The following is a 21,681-nucleotide window of genomic DNA, read 5'->3' on the forward strand; positions in this document are numbered from 1 at the left end:
GCGCCCGGGGTCGCAAGACGAGAACCGCCACCCCCACGGCGGGCCGCGCGTTCGGTACGTGCCCGCGACCGCCCCGGCGGGATAGCGTCGGATTCCGCGAAACATCCTCCGATCGGCGCGTGACGTTCGCCCGGTGTGTGTGTCGTACAGGTGTGGTGAACCCGGCAAGGGGCACCGATGACAGGCGGGACCGAGTGGGGTTCCGGTCGCAGGGTTCGGGCATTCGCAGGCAGTCGAGGAAGGAAGTGCGCCGATGGCGGACACAACGACCCAGGGCAAGACCGGCACGCAGACGCTCCAGAAGGACGAAGAGCGTTCGGTGGGCAACGGTGTTCGTTCCACGGAGGTCGTCAAGCTGGCCACCGACAAGGGACGCACGTCGATCGCGGACGGCGTGGTGGCCAAGATCGCGGGCATCGCGGCCCGGCAGATCCCGGGCGTGTACGCGCTCGGCGGCGGCGCGGCCCGGGCGTTCGGCGCGGTGCGTCAGCGCATCCCGGGGGGCAAGCCCAACGTGGCCCAGGGTGTCAGCGTCGAGGTGGGCGAGCGGCAGTGTGCCGTGGATCTCAACATCGTCGTGGATTACGGCGTGCCCATCGCCGAATTGGCGCAGGCCGTCCGGGAGAATGTCATCGACTCCGTCGAGCGGATGACCGCGCTCGAGGTGGTCGAAGTCAACATCGCGGTGGACGACATCCACATCGACTACGACGGCGACGACTCCAAGGAGCGCCAGCTTCAGTGACGCGTGCGCCCGGCGACGACGAGCGGCGGCAACTGCTGCGCGAATACCGGGAATTCATCCGTGCGAGTCATCCCGATCGTGGGGGTGACCCGGCGGAGTTCGTCGCCGGGCTCGAACGTTTCAGGGCGCTGATCGACGCGGCGGGACCACCCGCGCCGATCCGTTCGGGGGCCGCGGCGGAGACTACGGTCTACCGCCGCGGCCGCTTGCCGGGCCGGCTCTGGCGGCAGTTGACGGAGCGCCATCGGCGGCGCAACAACCCGCGTGTCGAGTAGCGGGCGGGTTGCGACACCGATGGAATCCGGACGGCTCCGCGGCAGGACACCTCCGCGGCATTCGGCCCGACAGGGGTCGGCAACTCGGCAACAACCAATGGTCGGTTCAGTGAGGAGTCGTTCGCCAATGACTACACCCATGGTCGGCCTGTTGGTCGGCATGGCCCTCGGCCTGGCCGCCGCGCTGGGCGGGTTCGGGGCCTTTCTCCTGGTCGCCGCCCTAGGGGTGGTCGGCTTTCTGGTCGGCCGCTTCCTGGACGGCGACCTGGATCTCGGCGAGCTGTTCAGCTCGCGCAATCGGCGCCGCTGATGCGCGCGGTACCGGCGGAGGGCCTGGCGCCGGCCGCGCACCGCGGAGTACTGCAGATCGGCGGACGGGTGGTGGAGAAGATCGCCGCCCGCGCGGCGCGTGAGGCCACCACCGAGGCCGCCCCGGACACCGTGCTGCGGGCCCCGAGGGCGGGCGCCACGATGCACCACGACCACGCGACGGTGAACCTCGACGTCGACGTGCCCTATCCCGGCCCGGTCGTCGAGATCGCCCGGACCATCCGGCAACGGGTGCGCGCCGACGTGGAGTACCTGACCGGGATGCCCGTGGTGCGGGTGGACGTGACGGTCGCCCGGTTGACCCGTGGGGGGCACGGCAAGAGGAGAGTGCAGTGAGCCTGGAGGCTTCGCCGGAGGCGCCGGCCGACGGCTCGACGGTCCCGGCGGCCGCCGACGACTGGGGCGACGGCGCGAAGGTGCGCCGGGCCTGGTCGACGCGGGGGTTGCCGGCCGCGCTGGTGGCGCTGCTCGTGGCCGGCATCGCGGGCACCGCGCTGTACATCGGCGTGACGGCCCGGATCGATCGGGCGCCGCGCTGGTCGCGCGACCTGTTGGAGCGGGCCCAGACGCACGTGTGGCGGGACGGCTGGACCATCGCCGCCGGGGCGATCGCCGCCGCGGTGGGCCTGTGGCTGATCGTGCTCGCGCTCACCCCCGGCCGGCGTTCGCTGCTGCGACTGCGCTCGCCCGGCGGCGCGATGACCGTCTACATGACCCGGCGTACCGCCGCCTCGTTCCTGCGGCACACCGCGCTGGCCTCCTCGGGCGTGTTGGACGCGCGGGTGCGGATGGGGCGGCGCAAGGCGGTACTGCGGGTGGACTACCACTTCCGCGATCCGGACGATCTGCACGACGAGTTGATCGAACGCCTCGAGGAACGCGCGAACGCGCTCACGCTGGCCCGGGTGCCGCGCGTGGACCTGCGCCTTCAGCCCGTGAGCGGGAGGTGAGGCGACGATGCGCACGGTCTGCAACCGGATCCTGCTGTTCCTGGCCGGGCTGGTCCTGATCGGCGGCGGGCTCGCCGTCGCCGCCCGCGGTCGGGGCTGGTACCCCGACCTGCTGCGCACCGCGGACAAGCCGTTCATCACCGCGAGTCAGGCCGAGCGGCTCACCGATCACGGCTGGTGGTGGTGGGTCGCCTTCGGCGTGCCGGGGTTGATCCTGGTGCTCGCGCTGTGGTGGCTGCTCGCCCAGGTGGGCCGGCGTCCGGTGCGGTCGGTGCGGGTGCACGACACGAGCGACCACGCCGGGGACGGTCCGTCGGGGCTCGGCACCGGGTTCGGCATGGTCGGCGACGAGGCGGACACGCTGACCGTCTCGGGCAACGCGTTGGCCGACGCGATCGAGGACGACCTGGCGTACGTGTCGGGCGTCGAGCACGTCACCGCGCATCTGGTGCGCCGGCGGCACGGGCCCACGCTGCGGGTGCTGGTCCGGGCCGAGCCGGGGGCCGAACCCCGCGAACTGCTCGGCGCGGTGCGCGACCGGGTGTTGCCCAACGCGCGCGAGGCGGTGGGCCTGGAGGCGCTGCCCACGGTGCTCACGCTGCGGACCAGCCGAGGGCTGCCGAAGCGACACCTGGACTGACCGGGGGCGCGGGCCGGGAACCTCATCCCGGCTCGCACCTCGCCTCGCGGGCCGCTTCCGGCCGATGCGCCTTCTTCGCTCGCGTGCCGCGTTCGGCGGGTGCGTGGTCCGGATTCGTGTGCCGCGTCGGTTCGGGGTGCCGGGTTGGGCCCGGGTTCCGCGTCGGGTCGGGGCGCCGTGTTCGGTCTGTGTGCCGCCCGGACTCGGACGTACGTGCCGGGGCGGCTCGTGTGTCGTCCTCGGCCGCCCGGCTTGCGGCGCCGCCTTCGGGCAGCGCCGCCGCCGGTTCGTGGGCTGCCTCCGGGCGGTGTGCCGTGCCGTGCCCGGCTTGTGTACCCGGCGGGCCGCAGGCCGGGGCGTGGACGCCGCGGCGCCGGCGCGTGTCGGGCACGGGGTCAGAGGGAGCGGGCCAGGCCGCCGTCGATCGGGATCAGCAGGCCGCTCAGGTAGGACGCCGCCGGGGAGAGGGCGAAGGCGGCCACTCGGCCGAACTCCTCCGGGGCGCCGTAGCGGCCCAGCGGGATGGCCTCGCTCTGCCGGGCCCGGGTGGCCTCCGCGTCGCCGCCGATGTCGTCCAGTTCGCGCACCCGGTCGGTGTCGATCCGGCCCGGCAGCAGGCCGAACACCCGGATGCCGCGCGGCCCCAGCTCGTCGGCGAGGGACTTGGCCACCCCGGCCAGGCCGGGCCGCAGGCCGTTGGAGATGCCCAGCCCGGGAACCGGCTGACGTGCCGACGAGGACAGCACGAAGCCGATCGCGCCGCCGGCCCGCAGCGCCGCCGAGGTGGCCCGGGCCAGCCGTACCGCGCCCAGGAAGACCGACTCGAACGACTCCCGCCACTGATCGTCGTCGACGCCGCCGATCGTGCCGGCCGGCGGCCCGCCCACGCTCACCAGCGCGCCGTCCAGCCGTTCGAAGCGGGCCAGCGCGGCGGCGACGAGGCGTTCGGCGGTGCCGCTGTCCCCGTTGTCGGCGGCGATGCCCAGCGCCCGCTCGGGACCGCCCAGCGCGGTGACGGCCTCCGTCGCGCGCTTTTCGTCCCGTCCGGAGACCACCACCCGGGCACCGTCGTCCACCAGCGCTCGGGCGGTGGCGAAGCCGAGGCCGCGGGTGCCGCCGGTGACCAGATACACACGATCGCGAAGTCCAAGATCCATGCCACCCATCCTGCCCGCTGCGGGCCCCGGAGCCGGGTAAATGACAGGTCGTCAGGTCGGCCGGGTCGCTACCCTCGGTGCCATGACCGAACAGATCGACCTCGTGCGGAAGTGGATCGCGGCGGCCGAGGACGGCGTCACCGTGCTGACCGGGGCGGGCATCTCGACCGACTCCGGGATCCCCGACTACCGGGGGCCGCAGGGCGTGTGGACCAAGGATCCCGACGCCGAGAAGTTGGTCACCTACAGCTACTACATGGCCGACGAGGACATCCGCCGCCGCTCGTGGCTGCTGCGCCGGGACAACCCCGCGCGACTGGCCGGGCCGAACGCCGGACACGCCGCGCTGGTCGCGCTGGAACGGGCCGGTCGGCTCAACGCCTTGATCACGCAGAACGTGGACGGGCTGCACCGGCGGGCCGGCACCTCCCCGGAGAAGATCGTCGAGCTGCACGGCACGATGTTCTACGTCCTGTGCACCGACTGCGACACGCGCACCACGCTGGACGCCGCCCTGGAGCGGGTCGAGATGGGCGAGGACGACCCGCGCTGCCTGCAGTGCGGCGGGATCCAGAAGACCGCGACGATCATGTTCGGGCAGGGGCTGGACCACGGGGTGCTGGAGCGGGCCGCGATCGCCGCGCAGATCGGTGATCTGTTCCTGGCCGTCGGCACCTCGCTCCAGGTGGAACCGGCCGCGTCGTTGTGCCGGGTGGCACGGGACTCGGGAGCCCGTCTGGTGATCGTCAACGCGGGGGAGACGCCCTACGACCCGATCGCGGACGCGGTGATCCGGGAGCCGATCGGCGAGGTGTTGCCGGAGCTGGTCGAGGGACTGTGAGCCGTGCGGGGGCCGGTCAGACCTTCGCGACTTCCTCGTGCTCGTCGGCCGGGTCGGCCTCGTCGAGCGCGGCCAGTTCGGCCTCCAGCTCCCGGGCCTCGCTCCGGATCAGCTTGACGAACATCGCGAGCAGCGCGAACGCGAAGATCCACCACTGCACCGCGTAGGCCAGGTGCGGGCCCAGGTCCTCGTCGTCCGGTTCCGGGATCAGCGCGGGGGCCTTGGCCGGCATCGGGGTCTGCTCGGTGAGTTCGACGTAGCCGCCGAACAGGGGGTGCGGCACCTTCGGGCCCAGTTCGAAGCCGGAGATCCGCAACACCTGGCCCTCGATCGCCGTCTGGCCGCGGATGCCGGAGTCCTTGCGGGTCTCGTCCGGGCGCAGCCGGCCGGTCACCGTGACCTGGCCGGTCGGCGCCGGCGGTACGTCGGGTCGGTCGGCGGCCTGCGGCGGGTTCTTCACCCAGCCGCGGTCGACCAGGAGGGTGCGCCCGTCGGCACCGACCAGCGGGGTGAGCACGTAGTAGCCGGGCACGCCGTCCTGGGACCGGTTGCGCACGAGCAGTTCGTGTTCGGTGTCGTACCTGCCGGTCAGCGTGACCCGGCGCCACTGGAGATCGCCCGGCAGCTTGCGGCCCACCGCGAGGATCTCCTCGGCGGGCACCGGCCTGCGGTCGATGTTGGCACTGATCAGATCGTTGTGCGCGACCTTGTTCTCGTGCCGGTGGAACTGCCAGAAGCCGAGCTCGACCATGATCGGGATCAGCACGACGACGAGCAGCGCCATCGCGATCCAGCGCGGGGTCAGCAGGAAGCGGTACACACCGGCACGGTACCCCTCGTCGTGCGCGCCGCGTTTCGCCGGGTCGGGGTCGGGGGCGCGGTTTCCGCCCCGCCCGGGGCGCGTCGCCGCGTCGGGTCGGCTCGGCGTGTGGTCCGGGCGCGTCGTGTGCGTCGCCCCGTCGCGCCGTGCGTGTCGCCCGGCGCGGGGTCGGCGGTGAAACGGGCGGGGTGTCCGGGTCGGCCGCCGGCCGGGGGTTCCCGCCGATAGGCTGCCCGCACGCCGTCTCCGGATGCCTCGCCCGCAGGCCCCGACGGGCCACGGTGCGGACGCGGCATCGCGCCGCCGGCTCGGGAGACATCCAGCCTCGGGAGTCACACAGCATGGAAGGTCCCTCGCGCGATCCCGTGCCCGGGCGACGCGGCACCGCCGGTCACTGGGTCGGACTCATCGGGATCGCCGTCGTCGCGTTCGCCTCGATCGGCATGCTGGGGTGGATCGCTCCGCTGGTGGCGGGAGTTCGCACCCGCCGGCGCTGGGACTGGGTGGTCCTCACGCTCAGCGTGGTGTTCCTGGTCCTGGCCTTCGTCTGTCTGATCGTGGGCAGCGAGACCGAGGACGAGAAGGCCGCGCGCGAGGCGGTGGGCGGGCCCGCGCCGCAGACGATCCTGGACGACGTCGGGGCGATCATGCTGCTCGTGCTGATGGTGGCCATGCCGGTCTGGTGGTGCGTGCGTTCGGCCCGATGGGCGCGCGCGATGCGGGGGCAACTGCCGCCGCCGCAGGCCGGATACGCGCCCTGGGCGGGGGCGCACGCGGGGATGGGTCTCCCGCCGCAGTCGTCGGCGCGGCCGTTGCCGCGACCGGTGGTGCCGGGCTACCCCCATCCCGGGCCGGCGGTACGCCCGCACATCGCGCCGTCCGCGCCCCCGCCGGTCGCCCCGCCCGCGGCCGGGCCGCCGCCCGCCGTCGACGATCCCGCCGCCCGGGCCCGGGCCCGGCTCCAGGGGCTCAGCGAACGGCTGCGCGAACAGGACGGCGGCAACCCCGGCGGGCCCCGATGAGTGCGCCGGGCCGGGTGATCGCGGGCCGCTACGAACTGTCCGCGGCGATTGGCCGAGGCGGCATGGGCCAGGTCTGGAAGGCGTACGACCGCACTCTCCAGCGCCGGGTCGCGGTCAAACTCCTGCGCACGGACCTCGTGGACACCGGCGGCGACCGCGGCGCGATGGAACGCCGCTTCCTGCGCGAGTGCCGGGTCACCGCCGGCATCGACCACCCGGGTCTGGTCACCGTGTTCGACGGCGGCGCGGACGAGGGCGAGTTGTACCTGGTGATGCAACTGCTCGACGGCTGCGACCTGGCCGACCTGATCGCCGAGCACCGACCGCTGCCGTGGGAGTGGGCGGTCGCGGTGGCCGCGCAGATCTGCTCGGTGCTGGCCGCGGTGCACGCGGTGCCCGTGGTGCACCGCGACCTGAAGCCGCGCAACGTGATGGTCCGCCGCGACGGCACGGTCAAGGTGCTCGACCTGGGCGTGGCCGCGGTGCTCGACCCGGAGTCGACCAAGCTCACCACGACCGGCGCGATGCCGGGTTCGCCCGCGTACATGGCGCCCGAACAGATGAACGGCGTCGTCGAGCCGCGCACCGACCTGTACGCGCTGGGCTGCCTGCTGTACGAAATGCTGGTCGGACGCGCGCCGTTCGCCGGGCCGACGATGGCCTCGGTGATGCTGGGGCACCTGAACACCGCACCCGAGCCGCCGAGCGCACGGCGTCCGGGGTTGCCCGCCGGCCTGGATCGGCTGGTCCTGGACCTGCTCGGCAAGCAGCCCGACCAGCGGCCGGCGAACGCGCAGGAGGTCTACCGGCGGCTGGCCCCGCTGCTGCCCGCGCCCACGGGCGACGCGAGCGCGGCGCTGGCCCCCACCGCGCCGATGGACCCGACCCGCCCGCTGCGCTTCCCGGCGGCGCCGCAACCGCTGCCGGGGGTGCCCGCGCCGGTGCACGCGCCGATCCCGGCCGCGCCGGCCGCGTCGTGGGGGATGAGCGCCGGGCCGGCCGCGTACCCGCCCAGGACGGATCCGGACTGGGCCGCGGTGCCCTCGGCCGCGCCGCCCACGCCGGATGTGGGCAGTGCGCTCGACGAGGCCAATCGGCTCCTCGGCGAGGGTGCGCTGACCCAGGCGGTGGACGTGCTCGGCGCCGCGCTGCCGGTGGCCGTCGCCCGGCACGGCGAGCACGATCCGCTCGTGTTGGGCCTGCGCCAGGCGCTCGCCGACACGCTGCTCGCGGACCGGCAGTTCCGCCGCGCGCTGCCGGAACTGCGATACATCGCGAGCGTGTTCGCGGCCACGGGCGGGCCGGCCGACGCGGAGGCGATGGAGTACGGCAGGCAGGTCGCCGCGTGCCTGGAGGAGTTGGGCGAACTGCCCGCCGCGCTCGGCGAGTACCGGCGCCTGCTCGACCTGCACCGCCGGGTGCCGGACGCCGACGTGTACCAGGGCTTCGACCTGCGCGAGCGCATCGGCCTGCTGCTCGCCGCGCTGGGCGACCCGTACCAATCGGAGAGCGTGCTGGTCCCGCTGCTCGCCGAACAGGAGCACCGGCTGGGGCCACGACACCCTCGCGTGGCCACGCTGCGGCAACACCTGGCCCGGATCCACGGCGCCTCGGGGTATCGCCGCCGCTGAACCGCCGCCGAGCCGCCCCGAGCCGCCGCGACGGGTCAGGCGGCCGCCGGTTCCACGTCCAGGACCACCTTGCCCGCGATGCGCCGGTCGAGGAGGGCCCGGGCGGCGTCGGCGACCCGCTCCCAGGAATCGCGCCGGTCCACCTCCGGGGCGAGCCGGCCCGCCGCCACGAGGTCCAGGAGGGTCGCCAGGTCCGGGCCGACCTCGTGGACGTCGCCGAACGTGCTCATGGTTTTGGCCGGCCCGATGGAGAACAGCGAGTACGGCGCGAACACCGCCGGTTCGTCGCAGGCCCAGCCGATGTTCTGCACACTCCCGCCCGGCGCGAGCAGTTCCCAGGCCGCGACCAGTTGCCGGCCGCCGACCGTGTCGAGGACGAGGTCCACCGGGCGGTCGATGCCGGCGAGGCCGACCACCACCTGGTGCGCGCCCAGTTCGGCCAGGCCGGCGGCGCGGGCCGGCGATCCGACCGAGGCGATCACGTGGGCGCCGCCCAGGGCCGCGAGTTGGACCGCGTAGCGGCCGACGCCGCCCGCCGCGCCGGTGATCAGTACCCGTCGGCCCAGGACGGAGCGGGAGCGCAGCGTGCGCAGCGCGGTGACGCCCGCCATCGGCAACGCGGCGGCGTCGGCGAGGTCGACCCCGGCGGGCACCTCGGCCACCGCGGTGGTGTCCACGGCCATGCGCTCGGCCCAGGCGCCGGCGCCGAACGCGGCGACCTCGGCTCCCACGGCCGGCCCGGTGCCGTCCGCCGCGGCCCGTACGACGACACCGGCGGCGTCGTAGCCGTGCACGGTCCCGGCGGGAAGGCGTCCGGCGAACGCCACCTCGCCGCGATTGAGCGAGATGTGCCGGACGGCGATCACGAGTTGACGCGGTGCCGGGTGGGGTTCCGGGGCCGTCCCGAGACGGAGTGATCCCGAAGCGTCGGGATCGACGACGAGCGCGTGCATGACCATGAGGCCCCCCTGAAGCCGTGCCGAGACACGAAAATATGCGGACTGTTGGTCCGGTTGTCTCACGGTAATATGCGGACCGACGGTCCGTCCAGTGGGGAGACGCCGATGACCGAACAGCGGACGCGGACCGAGCGCGCCGACGCGGCCCGCAATCGCCGGGCGGTGTTGTGCGCGACCGAGCGGCTCCTGGCCGAGGGCGGCGGGGACCACGTGTCGCTCGACCGGGTCGCCGCGCTTGCCGGAGTCGGGAAGGGCACCGTGTTCCGGCGCTTCGGCAACCGCGCCGGGCTGCTGCAGGCGCTGCTGGAGGAGCGGTCCCGGGAACTGCGCGACGCGGTCGGGAACGGCCCCCCGCCGCTGGGACCGGGCGCGCCCGCGCCGGAGCGCATGCTCGCCTTCCTCGACGGGCTCGGCGCGATCGCCGAGGGCAACGCCACCCTGTTGTCGGCACACGGACAGGCCTGCGCCGAGGACAGGTACGGCGATCCCAGCTACCGCTTCTGGCACCACCATCTGGCCGCCCTGTTCGCCGACGGCCGCCCCGATCTCGACGCCGACTTCCTGGCCCACGCCGTTCTCGCGCTCTTCGACGGCGACCTGATCCGCCACACGACCCCGCCCGACGACCCACGCCACTTCACCCGCTCCGTCCAGGAGTTGGCCATGGCACTGCTCCGCCGCGACTGACGGTCACCCGAAGTGCGAGGGTCGGGGCCCGTGCTCGGGGGTGGGCGCATATTTTCTGCCACTTGTCCGACATCGTGGTCTTCCGTAGCGGGCCGTCATGGGCGACCGTGGAGACATCGACGCGCGGAGGGGTGACGTGGCGATGGAGCTTCACGATGTGTCCCTGCCCTGGTTCCTGGTCGGTGTGGCCGGCGCGGTGTCGTCTCTGGCGCTGCCCTGGTTCCAGACCCGGACCTACCGTCGGGCGCGCGCGCTCGACTTCGACGAGTCGCGCTACGGCACCACGCCCGACACGGTCTTCCGGGTCCCGATCACACCGCTGAAGGTCTACGCGGAGCCGGTCGCGGCGCGGGAGGTGGGCCTGCCGCTGGGTGTGGCCGGTGCGGTGTTGTTCCTGGTCTTCGGGCTGTGGCCGTCGATGCTGACCTGGTCGGTGTGCGGTGGTGTGACGATTGTGCTCACCCCGGTGCGCCGCGCGCTGGGCCTGCGGGTGACCCACCGGATCGCGCGCGACGTGCAATTCCGCAACGGGCCGCTGCGCGATCGGGACGGCACGGTGATCGCCGAGCAGAGCCGGCCGCAGGTGGTGCGGACCTGGTATCGGCACGAGTACCGCGATCGGCCGCCGGGCGAGGACGACCTCTCGGTGGCGGTGCTCGGCAAGTTCTGGTGGCTTGCGGGACACCTGCTGTGCTGGCCGATCACCCTGCCGGGCACCCAGATCGTGCAGACCGCGATGTGCCAAAACCCGGCCTGGTCCCTTAGCCACGTGGGCGACGACGCGGGCGCGCCGTGGCTCGCCGATCTCGGCGAAGCACGAACCCCGCTACAACGCGACACCTCCGGAAAGGCTCGGCAGACCGCGCCGGACGGGTGACGGCCGCCGGGTGATCGGCGCCGCCTCGGGGCGCGGGCGGCCCCGGCAGCGGCCCGCGCGTTCCTCACCCCAGTAGGGACTCCACCAGCGCCCGGACCGACAGTACGAACAGCCGGTCGCCGTCGGTGACGTTGCTCAGGCTGTCCGCCAGTTCCGCGTCGTCCCGGGCCAGCTCCGCTCGCCACTCGTCCACCGCCGGCGGTTCGGCCGCGCTGTTCTCCAGGGCCCGCTCCAGCATCACGAAGCCGGCCACCTGGTACTGCACCGCCTGGACCGCCTCGCCCGCCCGCGCGCCCCGCAGGCCGGCCGCCGTCATCTCGTGCACCAGGGCCTTGCGGGCGGGGAGCATCATCAGTGACTCCAGGCCGCGCTCGCGGACCAGGCCGACCAGGTGCGGCCGCTCCAGGATCTTCCGCCGGGTCGATCGCGCGATCGACACCACCCGCTCGACCGGCGTGCTCCCGTCCACCGAGATCGCGCCCATCTCCGCGATCACCCGATCCACCAGTTGGTCGACCAGCACGTCGCGGTTGCCCACGTGCCAGTAGATCGAGGTGACCGCCACGCCCAACTCGGCGGCCAGTTTGCGCATGCTGAGGTTCTCGATACCGGATTCCATGACGAGACGCATGGCGGTGTCGAGCACGGTGTCTCGCGTGATCCTGTCCATCACGTCCCATTCTCGCGCCCCGGGCCGGTGACCCGATACACGGTCAACCGGGCCGCGGGTCTTTACCTCGCCGACCCACCGGTGTAACAGTGTTACAGAGCAACCGGCACCACCGCGCACGAGATCGCGACAACGGGGGTCGACGACCCGCGCGCAGCCCTCGCACGAGCACCGAGCACAGGCACGAGCACGAGCGGAAGAGGTGAGGTACGTGGCACGCATTCGGTACGGCGCCCGGCCGGCGGAGGCGCTGAAGAAGTCCTCCCGGGAACGATCCAGCCTTCCGGAGATCTGGTCCACGGGCGTGATGGCGATCTGGGAGACCGACCCCGAGGTGCTCGCGGCCGTACTGCCGCCGCCGCTGGTCCCCGCCGACCGGCCACTGGTCCGGGCGAACATCTCCGGCTGCGACATCAACGGCCACCCGCTCGGCGCGGGCGCGATCGCGGTGCGCTGCAAGCACGGCGACATCGAGGGCGACTACACGCTGACCATGCCGATGACCACCGAGCGGGCCGTGATCGGCGGCCGGGAGGTGTTCGGCGAGCCGAAGAAGCTGGCCGACGTCAAGGTCGAGCGCGACGGCGACTCCGTCGTGGCCACCGTGAACCGGATGGGCGTCACCTACATCGAGGTCCGCGGCACGGTCGGCGAGGAACTGCCGCTGCCCGAGCCCCGGCGGACGCTGAGCTTCTACTACAAGTTCCTGCCCGCCGTGGACGGCGACGGCTTCGACGCCGACCCGCTCCTGGTACACGTCACCCGCAACGAACGCACCCGCAGCGCACACGCCGTGACCGGCGAGGTGATCCTGCGCGACTCGGACTTCGACCCCGTCGCCGACCTCCCGGTCCGCAAGCTGATCTCGATCACGCTCAGCGAGCGCACCTCCGACCAGCAGGGCTTCGTCGCCGAACGGGTCAAGGCCGACCTGGTGCTGCCGTACATCCACCAGCGCTACGACGACGTGCAGCAGATCACCGACGACCCGCCGCCCGCCTCGAAGTAGCACCCCCGCAGGCACGGCAGCGACGACAACGACAAGGGAACGGGACACATGCTGCAGGAATTCGACGGCAGAGTCGCCGTCGTCACCGGCGCCGCGAGCGGCATCGGGCTCGCGATGGCCGAACGGTTCGCCGCCGAGGGCATGAAGGTCGTGCTCGGCGACATCGAGCGGGGCGCGCTGGACAAGGCCGTCGCGCGGATCACCGACGCGGGCGGGCGGGCGTTCGGACACGTGGTGGACGTGTCGGTGCGCGAATCCGTGTTCGCGCTGGCCGACGCCGCGTTCGAACACTTCGGCGCGGTGGACGTGTTGTGCAACAACGCGGGGATCGGGTCCGGCTCCGAGGGCAAGATGTGGGAGCACGACCCCAAGGACTGGGACTGGTGCTTCGCCGTCAACGTGTTCGGCGTCTTCAACGGCATCCAGGCGTTCGTTCCCAGGATGCTCGCGCAGGACACCCCCGGGCACATCGTCAACACCTCCTCCGGCGACGGCGGCATCGCCCCGCTGCCGAACGCGTCGGTGTACGCGAGCACCAAGGCCGCGGTGGTCACCATGACCGAGGCGCTGTACGCGCAACTCGGCCAGGTGCGGGCCAAGTTGGGTGCGTCCGTGCTGTTCCCGGGACCGAAAATGTTGCGTACCGGGCTGTGGGAGTCGTACCGCAACCGGCCCGAGCGCTTCGCCAAGTCGGTGCCGCGCAAGACGCCCTACAACACGCTCGACGCGTGGGAGAAGGCGATGCGCGACGCGGGGCGGGAGATCGAGTTCACCCCGGTCGAGTCGGTCGCCGCCGACGTGCTCGACGGCATCCGGGAGAACCGGTTCTGGATCCTGCCCGCGAGCGAGCACAGCGACGCACAGATCACCGCACGGTCGCGCAGCATGCTCGACCGCAGCAACCCCTCGTACCTCGAGACCTTCGTCCTGGACAAGTGAGCGACGATGACTGAGCAGACGACGACCGAGCACATCGCGCGGAGCGACACCGCCGAACTCACCACCCCCTACACGATCATCTCGTCGGACACCCACGCCGGGCTGCCCACCGAGCTGTATCGCGACTACCTCGCCACGAAGCACCACGCGGCGTTCGATCGGTTCATGTCCGAGCGCGAGGCGCAGCTCAAGGCGATCACCGATCTGGGCGTGCGCAACGAGGACTTCGCGGCGAACTGGTTCGAGACCAACGAGGAGGTGCTGCGCAGCGGTTGGGAAGTGGACCGGCGCGACCTGGAGTTGGACAAGGACGGCGTGGTCGGCGAGGTGATCTTCCCGGACGCCGACGCGGTCGAGTCGCGCACGTGTGTGCCGTTCGGCGCGGGCCTGGGCCTGTCCGGTGACCTCGATCCCGAACTGGGCCTGGCCGGCGCGCAGGCGCACAACCGCTGGCTGGCCGAACTGTGCAAGACCAGCCCGGAGCGGCGGCGCGGGGTCGCGCTGATCCCGATCACGGCCGCGTTGGACGACGTGCTCAAGGAGATCCGCCGGATCAAGGCCGACGGCCTGGGCGCGGTGATGATTCCGGCGATGTGGATGAACCAGACGCCGTACCACGACCGCAGGTACGACCCGGTGTGGGCGCTGTGCGAGGAACTGGAGCTCCCGGTGGTCACCCACTCGGGTCCGGCCGACCGCGAGGCGTACGGGAACCACCTGGGCATCTACGTCACCGAGGTCACCTGGTGGCCGTCGCGGCCGCTGTGGTTCCTGCTGTGGTCCGGCGTGTTCGAGCGGTTCCCGAGGTTGCGGTTCGGGGTGACCGAGGCGGGCTGCTGGTGGGTGGGCAACCTGCTGTGGTTCACCGACCGGCTGCTGCTCGGCTCGCGCGGCGCGGCCAAGTTGGCCGGGTTCGAGGAGATCAAGCTGCTTCCGAGCGAGTACTTCGACCGCAACTGCTTCATCGGCGCCTCCAACACCAAGCGCCGCGAGATCGGCATGCGCTACGAGATCGGCATCGGCAACATCTGCTGGGGTAACGATTTCCCGCATCCGGAAGGCACCTGGCCGGAGACGCTGAACATCCTGCGCAAGACGTTCTCCGACGTGCCGATCGCCGAGACGCGCGTGATGCTCGGCGAGGCGGTCGCGGACGTGTACGGCTTCGACCTGGCCGCGCTGAAGCCGCACGCCGAGCGGGTCGGGGTCACCCCCGCGACGCTCGGCCAGGTGAACGCGGACGGTTCGGCGAAGGACCTGACGACCAAGTGGGCCGCCGCCGCCGAGATCGGCCGGCACTGGCTCACCGGACACGACACGGGCGCCGCGATCAACCCGAACGCGCCGGCCCAGGAGGTCTGATCCCCGATGACCGAGCGCACCACCCCGCCCGCCGTCCCGGGCGGCCCCCCGTTCACCCACCTGCCCGAGCGATACACGGTGATCTCGGCCGACTGCCACGGCGGCGGCGAGATCCACGGCTATCGCGACTACCTGCCCGCCCGCCTGCACGCCGAGTTCGACGCGTGGGTGACCGGCTACGAGATCCCGTACCCGGACCTGAAGGGCGATCTGGGACCGCGCAACTGGGACTCCGATCGACGGCTGCGCGACCTGGAGGCGGACGGGGTGGTCGCGGAGGTGATCTTCCCGAACACCGTGCCGCCGTTCTTCCCCAAGCCGTCGTTGACGGACCAGCCGCCCGCCGCGAACGCCGGCGACCTGGCGCTGCGTTGGGAGGGGCTGAAGGCGCACAACCGCTGGATGGTCGACTTCTGCGCGGCGGCTCCCGGACGCCGCGCGGGCATCGTCCAGGTCATGCTGCACGACATCCCGGCGGCGGTGGAGGAGATCCGCTGGGCCAAGGAGGCGGGGCTCACCGGCGGCGTGTTGCTGCCCGGTACTCCGCCCGGCTCCGGCCTGGTGCCGATGTTCGACTACGCGCACTACGAGCCGCTGTGGCGGGTGTGCGAGGAGTTGGGCATGCCGCTCAACCACCACACCGGCTCGGCCGCGCCGCCGGCCGGGGACACCGACGTGGACAAGGTGGTGTTCCTGACCGAGGTGTCCTGGTGGGCGCACCGCGCGTTCACCCACCTGGTGGTCTCGGGCGCGATGGACCGCCACCCCGATCTCCAGTTCGTGTTCACCGAGCAGGGCACCGCCTGGATCCCGGAGGAGACCCGCCGGCTGGACTACTACTGGCACCGGATGAGCACCGCGGTCGGCTCCCAGGAGTACGAGTGGGGCAGCGAACTGGTCGGCCGGATGGCGCTCAAGCCCAGCGAGTACTGGGCCCGGCAGTGCCACGTCGGGGCCAGCTTCCAGCGTCCCGCCGAGGCCAGGCTGCGCTATCAGGTGGGCGTGGACCGGGTCATGTGGGGCAGCGACTACCCGCACAAGGAGGCCAGCCACCCGTTCAGTCGCGAGGCGCTCCAGCTCACCTACAACGGCATCGACCCGGTCGAGGTCGCGGCCATGGTCGGCGGCAACGCGGCGAAGCTGTACGGCTTCGACCTCGACGCGCTGGCCCCGATCGCGGCCCGGGTGGGCCCCAGGGTCGAGCAGGTCTGGGCACCGCTCGCGCCGGAGGACATCCCGGTCGGCGCGGACAAGTGCCCGGCGTTCGTCGGCGTGACCGGCGTCAAGCCGTAGCGGGGCCGGCGAGCGAGCCGTAGCCGGGCCACGACCGCACCGTGGGCGGGCCGGCACCGCGCCCGCCGGCGAGGCGCGGCCGGGCCCCTGCCGTGCCGGTGGTCGAGCGCGACCGCCTGCGCGGATCCCGTCGTCGGCGGGGTCGGAACCCCCGTTCCGGCCCCGCCGACACCGGCGCCGCGAGCGGTGTGACGCCTTGCACAGGGCTTCGCGCCGGCCGGCGGGCGATTTTTCCGGTGAATCGTGTCGGCACGGCCTAGAGTCCGAGCCATGACTCGACCGGACTGGGCTCCAGAGCACATCGACATCACGCGCGCCAGCGTCGCCCGCGTCTACGACTACGCGCTCGGCGGCGCGCACAACTTCGCGGTCGACCGCGAGGCCGCGGAACTGGTCACCCAGGCCATGCCCGAGTTGCGCGACGTGCTGCGCGGGAACCGGGTCTTCCTCACCCGTGCCGTCCACCACCTGTTGGACCTGGGCATCCGGCAGTTCCTCGATCTGGGCTCGGGCATCCCGACCGTGGGCAACGTGCACGAGATCGCGCACAAGGCCGACCCGGACGCGCGGGTGGTGTACGTGGACAACGACCCGGTCGCCGTCGCGCACAGCCAACTGCTGCTCGCGGACAACCCGAACGCGACCATGGTGGGCGCCGACCTGACCGATCCGGCCAAGGTGATCGACTCGCCCGAGGTGCGCAAGCTGATCGACTTCTCCCAGCCGGTCGGCGTGCTGATCGTGTCGGTGCTGCACTTCCTGCCGGACGAGGCGGACCCCGTCGGCGTGGTGCGCCAGTACATGGACGCCACCGTCCCCGGCAGCCACCTGGCCCTGTCGCACGCGCACCGCAGCGAGGAGCGCCCGGCCGGGATGGATCGCGCGCTCAGCGAGTACTCGTCCAACGTGCAGCAGATGCACGCCCGTTCGCACGACGGGATCCTGGCCGTCTTCGGCGACCTGGAACTGCTGCCCGCCCGCCTGGTCCCGGTCGACGTGTGGGGCCCCGAGGGCCGGCTCGGCGACCCGGTGGTGAAGCTGCCTCAGCTGGCGGGCGTCGCGGTCAAGGCCTGAGCGGCCGGCACCGGGTTGTAGAACTCGCGTTGGCCGACCACCAGACCGTCCCGGAAGGTCAACACCGCGATGTAGGTGTTGGCGTAGGGCCGGTCCGTGGTCCGGGCCCGACCCGTCCCGGTGAACTCGACGATCACGGTGTCCGGGTCCACGCACTCGTGGACCCGGGTCACCGTCAGGTTCAGCTCGAAGACGCCGAGCGCGATCGCGAGGTAGGTCTCCACCGCGGCCCGGCCCTCGATCCGCACCGGCGGCGCGGCGTAGGGGAATTCGAGCACGACGTCGGGGTGGTAGCAGGCCACCTGGGCGGCGCGGTCGCCCGCGCCGACGGCGGCGAGCAGCCGTTCGGCGACGCGGGTGTGGCGCGCGCGACGTGCCTCGGCCGGTTCGGTCGAATCCGTGGTCATGGCCGCACCCTGGCGCAGATCGGCCCGCGATGGAAGATCGCCCGCACGTGGAATCAGGCCGCGGCGGGTTCACCGTCCGTGACGGGCACCGCGTACGTCTCGGGCAGCAGGAGCAGGCACGTCGCGCTGACCGTCGCCGCGCCCGCCAGATAGGCCGCGACGCCCCACGGTGTGCCGTCGCCGCGGGCCAGTTCGGTGGCCACCATCGGGGTCAGCGCACCGCCGAGCACCCCGCCCAGGTTGTACGCGGTGGACGCGCCGGTACAGCGCACCCGCGGCTCGAACATCTCGGACAGGTAGGCCCCGACCACCGAGAACATCGCCATGAACGCGACCAGCGTGCCCAGACAGCCCAGGGTCATCCACATCGGCTCGCCGGTGGCCAGCAGGCCGAGCATCGGGAACGCCCACAGGCCCATCCCCGCACAGCCCACCAGGCACATCGGTTTGCGCCCGTACCGATCGCCCACCACGGCGAACAGCGGGGTGACCAGGGCCATCCCGGTCACCGCGATCATGATGCAGGCCAGCATCGTGGTGCGCCCGACCGTGGGCCGGTCGTCGGCGTACTGCAGGGACCAGGTGGTGGTCAGGTAGAAGCCCACGTAGCCGCAGGCCAGCGCGCCCGCGGTGAGCAGGACCAGGCGCCAGTGCCCGCGCAGGAGTTCGGCGACCGGACTCGGCGAGGTCTCGTTGTCGGCCACGAGCGCGCGAAACGCGGGCGTCTCCTCGACCGAGGCCCGCAGCATAAGCCCGCCGGCCGCGAGCACCCCGGCGAACAGGAACGGGACCCGCCACCCCCACGCGTGGAACTGCGCGTCGGTCAGCGACCCGGACAGGATCAACATCAGCCCGTTGGCGAGCAGGAATCCGAGCGAGGGGCCGGCCTGGGGGATCCCGGCCCACAGCGCCCGCCGCCCCGGCGGCGCGTGCTCGGCGGCCAGCAACACCGCGCCGCCCCACTCGCCGCCGACGCCGAAGCCCTGGCAGAACCGCAACACCACCAGCAGGATCGGCGCGGCCACGCCGATCCGGTCGTAGGTCGGCAGGAGCCCGACCAACACGGTGGCCACACCGGTCAGGACGAGCGACACCACCAGGACCGGCCGCCGCCCGCGCCGATCGCCCAGGCGCCCGAACACCACCGCACCGAGCGGGCGCGAGACGAATCCGACCGCGTAGGTCGCGAACGCCGCGAGGGTGCCGGCGATCGGCGAGAAGCCGGGAAAGAACAGCGGCCCGAGCACCAGGGCGGCGGCGGTGCCGTAGACGAAGAAGTCGTAGAACTCGATCGCGGTACCGGCGAAGGACGCCGCCGCGATCCGGACCATGGAGACATTTCGAGTCACACCCCGCCCAACGACCGGGTGGGATCATGGTCACCCGGGCGGCCGTCACCCGTCCGGCCGCGGCCTGCCGAGCCTTTCTCGACGACCCTCGCGGGATTCGTCCGTACCCGCTCCGGCGTCGGTCCGGTGATCCGCGTCGGTGTCGGGTGGAGGTTCGGGGTTGGCCCGCGGGTCCGCTACCGGGGGTGGGGGGCGGTTGGTCGTGGGGGTGGGCCGGCGAGGATGCGGCGCCAGGTCGAGGGGGACAGGGTGTCTTGGGAGTCCTGGTGGGTGATGCGGGCGAGGGTGTGTCCGGGGGCCGTGAGGGCGGTGGTGGCGGACCACAGGGCGCCGGGGATTCGGCGGGGTTCGTGGCGCAGGCTCAGGGACTCCTCCGCGGTGTCGCGGTAGGGCCGCAGGCGTAGTGCGATGCGGAGCATTTCCCGGGCGGCGTGGCGGCGGCCGGCTCGGGCGGCGGTCCACACGCCCGCGTGGGCCTGGCGGGTGCGGACGTCGGGGCGGCCCCACGGCATCGAGGGCGGCGTCTCGCCCCGGGAGACCGCGATCAGCGCGGCGACCAGGTCGGTGCCGCTCGCGGCGGCGTTGCCCGGCTCGGTCAGACAGGGGCGCACGTTCAGCCAGGCCGGCCCCGACGCGGTGCGCACGGCGTCCAGGGACAGGGCGCCGTGCCAGCCGAGGTGGCCGCCGAGCATTGCCACCTGTTCGCGGATGTCGGGCGCGACCACGCTGCGCCGCACCGCCGGACCGTGCAGATGCTCGTACGCGTGCACCGCGACCAGTCGGCCGTGCTCGAACACCGCCTGGGCGGACAGGACCGGACCCGCCGCGGGCTCCTGCACCAACACCCCGGCGCCGTCCACGAACGCGCCGTCGCGCTCCAACTCGTCGGCCAGGCGCAGCAGTTGTTCGCGCCGCTCGACCCGATGCGAGCCGAGCAGGGTCTTGATCCAGAGCGGCGGGTCGGCGACCTGGCGCAGTTCCTCGGCGGTGTGCACCACCACCGTCCCGGCCGGCTGCGGCATGCCGATCTCGGTCAGCGTGCTCGCCGCCGAGGCGCGGTCCGCGACGCGACGCAGCGCGGCGAACGACGGTACGGCCAAGGCCACTCCGTGCGCGGTGATCCGCTCCGGGGCCCGGGCCAGCACCGCGACGTGTTCGTCGGTGGGCAGCAGCACGTCGTACGGCTCGGCGCCGAGCACCGCCTCCGCCCGGGCCAGCCAGGCCCACGGATCCGTGCCGAAGGCGGGCACCTCGTACACCCTCGCGACCGACGGGGGGCGACCCGGGATCGGCCGACCGGGCGGCGCCAACACCGCCGGCTCGTGCCCGGATCGCCCGATCGCCACCGCGATCTGACGTGACGTCACCCCGAAGCCGTCCCCTAGCAGCACGCGCACGGGGGTCATCCTGGCACACCCGTCCGCCGTCGGAGCGGGCGGAATTCGTCGGCTCGGGCCCGCGTGCGGGGGTCTCGGGCGGAATAGGATGATGTGCATGTATCGCCGGGGTCGGATCACCGCGTCGACGTCGCCGATCGCGACGCTGCTCGTGCTGATCGGCCCGGGGCTGTTCGTGGACGGGGCGTTGCCCGCCCTGGTCGCCGTCGCGGTGACCGTCGTCCTCGCCCTGGCCGGCGCCGCCGCGGCGTGGGCGCCCTCCGCCGAGTGGGCGCGGGCGCGCGGCGCGGCGCTGCGCAGACGGGCCGACCGGTTGGCGTTCCTGCCCTCGCGCGATCCCGACGCGCCGGGTCGAGCACGGCCCCGAGCGCCGGGAACGGGCCCGGCGGCCCACCGCCGACCCGACCGCCTCGGCATCGCGTAGCGCCCCGCACCCGCGTTCGCTCTCGCTCCCGATCCCGGTCCGGTGACTTCGGCACGGCCGCCCGACGCATCCCGATTCCCGCGTCACGGAAGGCCCTTCCCATGTTCGGCATCCCTGTTCTCGGCGTCGCGCACGACGTCCTGCTCACCCTCGCCGACGCGCTCGCGCCGCTGCTCGGCACCGGCTCGGTGGCCGGCGCCGTGGTCGTGTTCACCGCGTGCGTCCGGCTCGTCATGGTCCCGTTGGGCTACGCCCAGGCCCGCGCCGAGGTGGCCCGCGCCCGGCTCGCCCCGCAGGTCGAGCGGCTGCGCCAGAGGTACGCCCGGGACCCGCGGCGACTCGCCCGCGAACTCGGCGCGCTGCACCGGCGATCCGGTATCTCGATGTTCGCCGGTGTACTGCCGGCCCTGGCCGGACTGCCATTCCTGTTCCTGACCTACCGACTCTTCGCCGGCGACCGCGATCTCCTGGGCCACACCCTCGTGGGCGCGCCGCTCGGCCTGCACCCGGTGGCCGGCCTCGGCGGGCCGCACACCCCCGTGCTGCTCGCCCTGATCGCGCTGATCGCGGGCGTGGCCCGGGTCGGGTACCGCCGGGCCGCCGCGGTGCCGAACACCCCCGCCCCGCTTCGGTGGATGCCCTTCGCCACGGTCCCGACCGCCGCGTTCGCCCCGCTCGCGGTCGGCCTGTACCTGCTCACGAGCACCGCGTGGACCACCGCCGAGCGGCCGTTGTTGCGCCGACTGGCGACGGCTCGTGCGGATCGCGTCGTACCCGGGCACTAGCGTTTCGGGCAGTGACGACGTGAATCTGATCCGCGATC

General features: G+C 72.9%; 25 protein-coding genes. 18 read left to right on the forward strand and 7 right to left on the reverse strand.

Translation table 11 applies throughout. The features are described from left to right. Window positions 1-253: 253 nt before the first annotated feature. From EMA17_RS35775 to EMA17_RS35800, 6 genes are all read left to right on the forward strand, one after another. On the forward strand, window positions 254-745 hold the full coding sequence (locus EMA17_RS35775; protein WP_126641334.1) for an Asp23/Gls24 family envelope stress response protein: 492 nt from the start codon (window positions 254-256) through the stop codon (window positions 743-745). Then, window positions 742-1,020, forward strand: a complete 279-nt coding sequence (locus tag EMA17_RS35780) for a hypothetical protein (RefSeq protein ID WP_126641335.1) — start codon at window positions 742-744, stop codon at window positions 1,018-1,020. The genes EMA17_RS35775 and EMA17_RS35780 overlap by 4 nt, the downstream gene beginning before the upstream one ends. 127 nt (window positions 1,021-1,147) lie before the next feature. Beyond that, window positions 1,148-1,330, forward strand: coding sequence for a hypothetical protein (locus tag EMA17_RS35785; protein ID WP_078977717.1), 183 nt, complete (start codon window positions 1,148-1,150; stop codon window positions 1,328-1,330). After that, window positions 1,330-1,686 (forward strand): Asp23/Gls24 family envelope stress response protein, encoded by a 357-nt coding sequence (locus tag EMA17_RS35790; protein WP_126641336.1) that lies wholly within the window; start codon window positions 1,330-1,332, stop codon window positions 1,684-1,686. The genes EMA17_RS35785 and EMA17_RS35790 overlap by 1 nt, the downstream gene beginning before the upstream one ends. Then, the gene (locus tag EMA17_RS35795) at window positions 1,683-2,300 is read left to right on the forward strand and encodes a DUF6286 domain-containing protein (protein WP_126641337.1); all 618 of its coding nucleotides are present in this window, start codon (window positions 1,683-1,685) and stop codon (window positions 2,298-2,300) included. Before EMA17_RS35790 ends, EMA17_RS35795 begins: the two co-directional genes overlap by 4 nt. Before the next feature lie 7 nt (window positions 2,301-2,307). Beyond that, window positions 2,308-2,940, forward strand: a complete 633-nt coding sequence (locus tag EMA17_RS35800; protein WP_126641338.1) for a hypothetical protein — start codon at window positions 2,308-2,310, stop codon at window positions 2,938-2,940. Window positions 2,941-3,335: 395 nt separating this feature from the next. On the opposite strand, the gene EMA17_RS35805 is transcribed toward EMA17_RS35800, so the two are convergent. Then, window positions 3,336-4,097 (reverse strand): SDR family oxidoreductase, encoded by a 762-nt coding sequence (locus EMA17_RS35805; protein WP_126641339.1) that lies wholly within the window; start codon window positions 4,095-4,097, stop codon window positions 3,336-3,338. 82 nt (window positions 4,098-4,179) lie between these two features. Between EMA17_RS35805 and EMA17_RS35810 the strand changes: the two genes are divergently transcribed. Then, on the forward strand, window positions 4,180-4,938 hold the full coding sequence (locus EMA17_RS35810; protein ID WP_126641340.1) for an SIR2 family NAD-dependent protein deacylase: 759 nt from the start codon (window positions 4,180-4,182) through the stop codon (window positions 4,936-4,938). Window positions 4,939-4,954: 16 nt separating this feature from the next. Here the strand turns inward: EMA17_RS35810 and EMA17_RS35815 are convergent, their stop codons facing one another. Beyond that, window positions 4,955-5,758: an SURF1 family cytochrome oxidase biogenesis protein gene (locus tag EMA17_RS35815; protein ID WP_246127116.1), complete on the reverse strand. Its 804-nt coding sequence runs from the start codon at window positions 5,756-5,758 to the stop codon at window positions 4,955-4,957. Window positions 5,759-6,099: 341 nt separating this feature from the next. Here EMA17_RS35815 and EMA17_RS35820 point away from each other — a divergent pair, with 341 nt between their 5' ends. Together EMA17_RS35820 and EMA17_RS35825 are read left to right on the forward strand one after the other, a co-directional pair. Continuing rightward, entirely contained in the window at window positions 6,100-6,780 is a 681-nt protein-coding gene (locus EMA17_RS35820) for a hypothetical protein (protein ID WP_126641341.1), read from the forward strand. Next, window positions 6,777-8,411, forward strand: a complete 1,635-nt coding sequence (locus tag EMA17_RS35825) for a serine/threonine-protein kinase (protein ID WP_281290568.1) — start codon at window positions 6,777-6,779, stop codon at window positions 8,409-8,411. The genes EMA17_RS35820 and EMA17_RS35825 overlap by 4 nt, the downstream gene beginning before the upstream one ends. 35 nt (window positions 8,412-8,446) lie before the next feature. Here EMA17_RS35825 and EMA17_RS35830 read toward each other — a convergent pair whose 3' ends face one another. After that, window positions 8,447-9,277: a zinc-binding dehydrogenase gene (locus EMA17_RS35830; RefSeq protein ID WP_126641342.1), complete on the reverse strand. Its 831-nt coding sequence runs from the start codon at window positions 9,275-9,277 to the stop codon at window positions 8,447-8,449. A 198-nt stretch (window positions 9,278-9,475) separates the two neighbouring features. Here EMA17_RS35830 and EMA17_RS35835 point away from each other — a divergent pair, with 198 nt between their 5' ends. After that, window positions 9,476-10,057 (forward strand): TetR/AcrR family transcriptional regulator, encoded by a 582-nt coding sequence (locus EMA17_RS35835; RefSeq protein WP_126641343.1) that lies wholly within the window; start codon window positions 9,476-9,478, stop codon window positions 10,055-10,057. 142 nt (window positions 10,058-10,199) lie between these two features. Continuing rightward, the gene (locus tag EMA17_RS35840) at window positions 10,200-10,934 is read left to right on the forward strand and encodes a hypothetical protein (protein WP_126641344.1); all 735 of its coding nucleotides are present in this window, start codon (window positions 10,200-10,202) and stop codon (window positions 10,932-10,934) included. Between the two features lie 64 nt (window positions 10,935-10,998). Here EMA17_RS35840 and EMA17_RS35845 read toward each other — a convergent pair whose 3' ends face one another. Beyond that, window positions 10,999-11,604 carry a TetR/AcrR family transcriptional regulator gene (locus tag EMA17_RS35845; RefSeq protein WP_126641345.1) on the reverse strand — a complete coding sequence of 202 codons (606 nt, stop codon included), beginning with the start codon at window positions 11,602-11,604 and terminating at the stop codon, window positions 10,999-11,001. Between the two features lie 211 nt (window positions 11,605-11,815). Here EMA17_RS35845 and EMA17_RS35850 point away from each other — a divergent pair, with 211 nt between their 5' ends. The 5 genes from EMA17_RS35850 (at window position 11,816) to EMA17_RS35870 (ending at window position 17,281) form a co-directional block, all read left to right on the forward strand. Continuing rightward, on the forward strand, window positions 11,816-12,613 hold the full coding sequence (locus tag EMA17_RS35850; RefSeq protein ID WP_126641346.1) for an acetoacetate decarboxylase family protein: 798 nt from the start codon (window positions 11,816-11,818) through the stop codon (window positions 12,611-12,613). Window positions 12,614-12,661: 48 nt separating this feature from the next. Continuing rightward, complete coding sequence (locus tag EMA17_RS35855) at window positions 12,662-13,552, forward strand: SDR family NAD(P)-dependent oxidoreductase (protein WP_371863094.1); 891 nt, start codon at window positions 12,662-12,664, stop codon at window positions 13,550-13,552. Between the two features lie 6 nt (window positions 13,553-13,558). Further along, window positions 13,559-14,914, forward strand: coding sequence for an amidohydrolase family protein (locus EMA17_RS35860; RefSeq protein WP_126641347.1), 1,356 nt, complete (start codon window positions 13,559-13,561; stop codon window positions 14,912-14,914). Between the two features lie 6 nt (window positions 14,915-14,920). Further along, on the forward strand, window positions 14,921-16,207 hold the full coding sequence (locus EMA17_RS35865) for an amidohydrolase family protein (RefSeq protein ID WP_246127117.1): 1,287 nt from the start codon (window positions 14,921-14,923) through the stop codon (window positions 16,205-16,207). A 270-nt stretch (window positions 16,208-16,477) separates the two neighbouring features. Next, entirely contained in the window at window positions 16,478-17,281 is an 804-nt protein-coding gene (locus EMA17_RS35870; protein ID WP_126641348.1) for an SAM-dependent methyltransferase, read from the forward strand. On the opposite strand, the gene EMA17_RS35875 is transcribed toward EMA17_RS35870, so the two are convergent. The 3 genes from EMA17_RS35875 to EMA17_RS35885 form a co-directional block, all read right to left on the reverse strand. After that, a complete protein-coding gene (locus tag EMA17_RS35875; RefSeq protein WP_126641349.1) occupies window positions 17,251-17,688 on the reverse strand; it encodes a nuclear transport factor 2 family protein in 438 nt (145 codons plus the stop codon). The two genes, EMA17_RS35870 and EMA17_RS35875, sit on opposite strands and share 31 nt — an antisense overlap. Window positions 17,689-17,741: 53 nt before the next feature. Beyond that, window positions 17,742-19,019, reverse strand: coding sequence for an MFS transporter (locus EMA17_RS35880; protein WP_126641350.1), 1,278 nt, complete (start codon window positions 19,017-19,019; stop codon window positions 17,742-17,744). A 194-nt stretch (window positions 19,020-19,213) separates the two neighbouring features. After that, window positions 19,214-20,434 (reverse strand): ATP-grasp domain-containing protein, encoded by a 1,221-nt coding sequence (locus EMA17_RS35885; protein WP_126641351.1) that lies wholly within the window; start codon window positions 20,432-20,434, stop codon window positions 19,214-19,216. Between the two features lie 97 nt (window positions 20,435-20,531). Here EMA17_RS35885 and EMA17_RS35890 point away from each other — a divergent pair, with 97 nt between their 5' ends. After that, on the forward strand, window positions 20,532-20,858 hold the full coding sequence (locus tag EMA17_RS35890) for a DUF6412 domain-containing protein (RefSeq protein WP_126641352.1): 327 nt from the start codon (window positions 20,532-20,534) through the stop codon (window positions 20,856-20,858). 101 nt (window positions 20,859-20,959) lie between these two features. Beyond that, window positions 20,960-21,643 (forward strand): YidC/Oxa1 family membrane protein insertase, encoded by a 684-nt coding sequence (locus EMA17_RS35895; protein ID WP_126641353.1) that lies wholly within the window; start codon window positions 20,960-20,962, stop codon window positions 21,641-21,643. Window positions 21,644-21,681: the final 38 nt, after the last annotated feature.

The organism is Embleya hyalina, from assembly GCF_003967355.1.
Classification (GTDB): domain Bacteria; phylum Actinomycetota; class Actinomycetes; order Streptomycetales; family Streptomycetaceae; genus Embleya; species Embleya hyalina.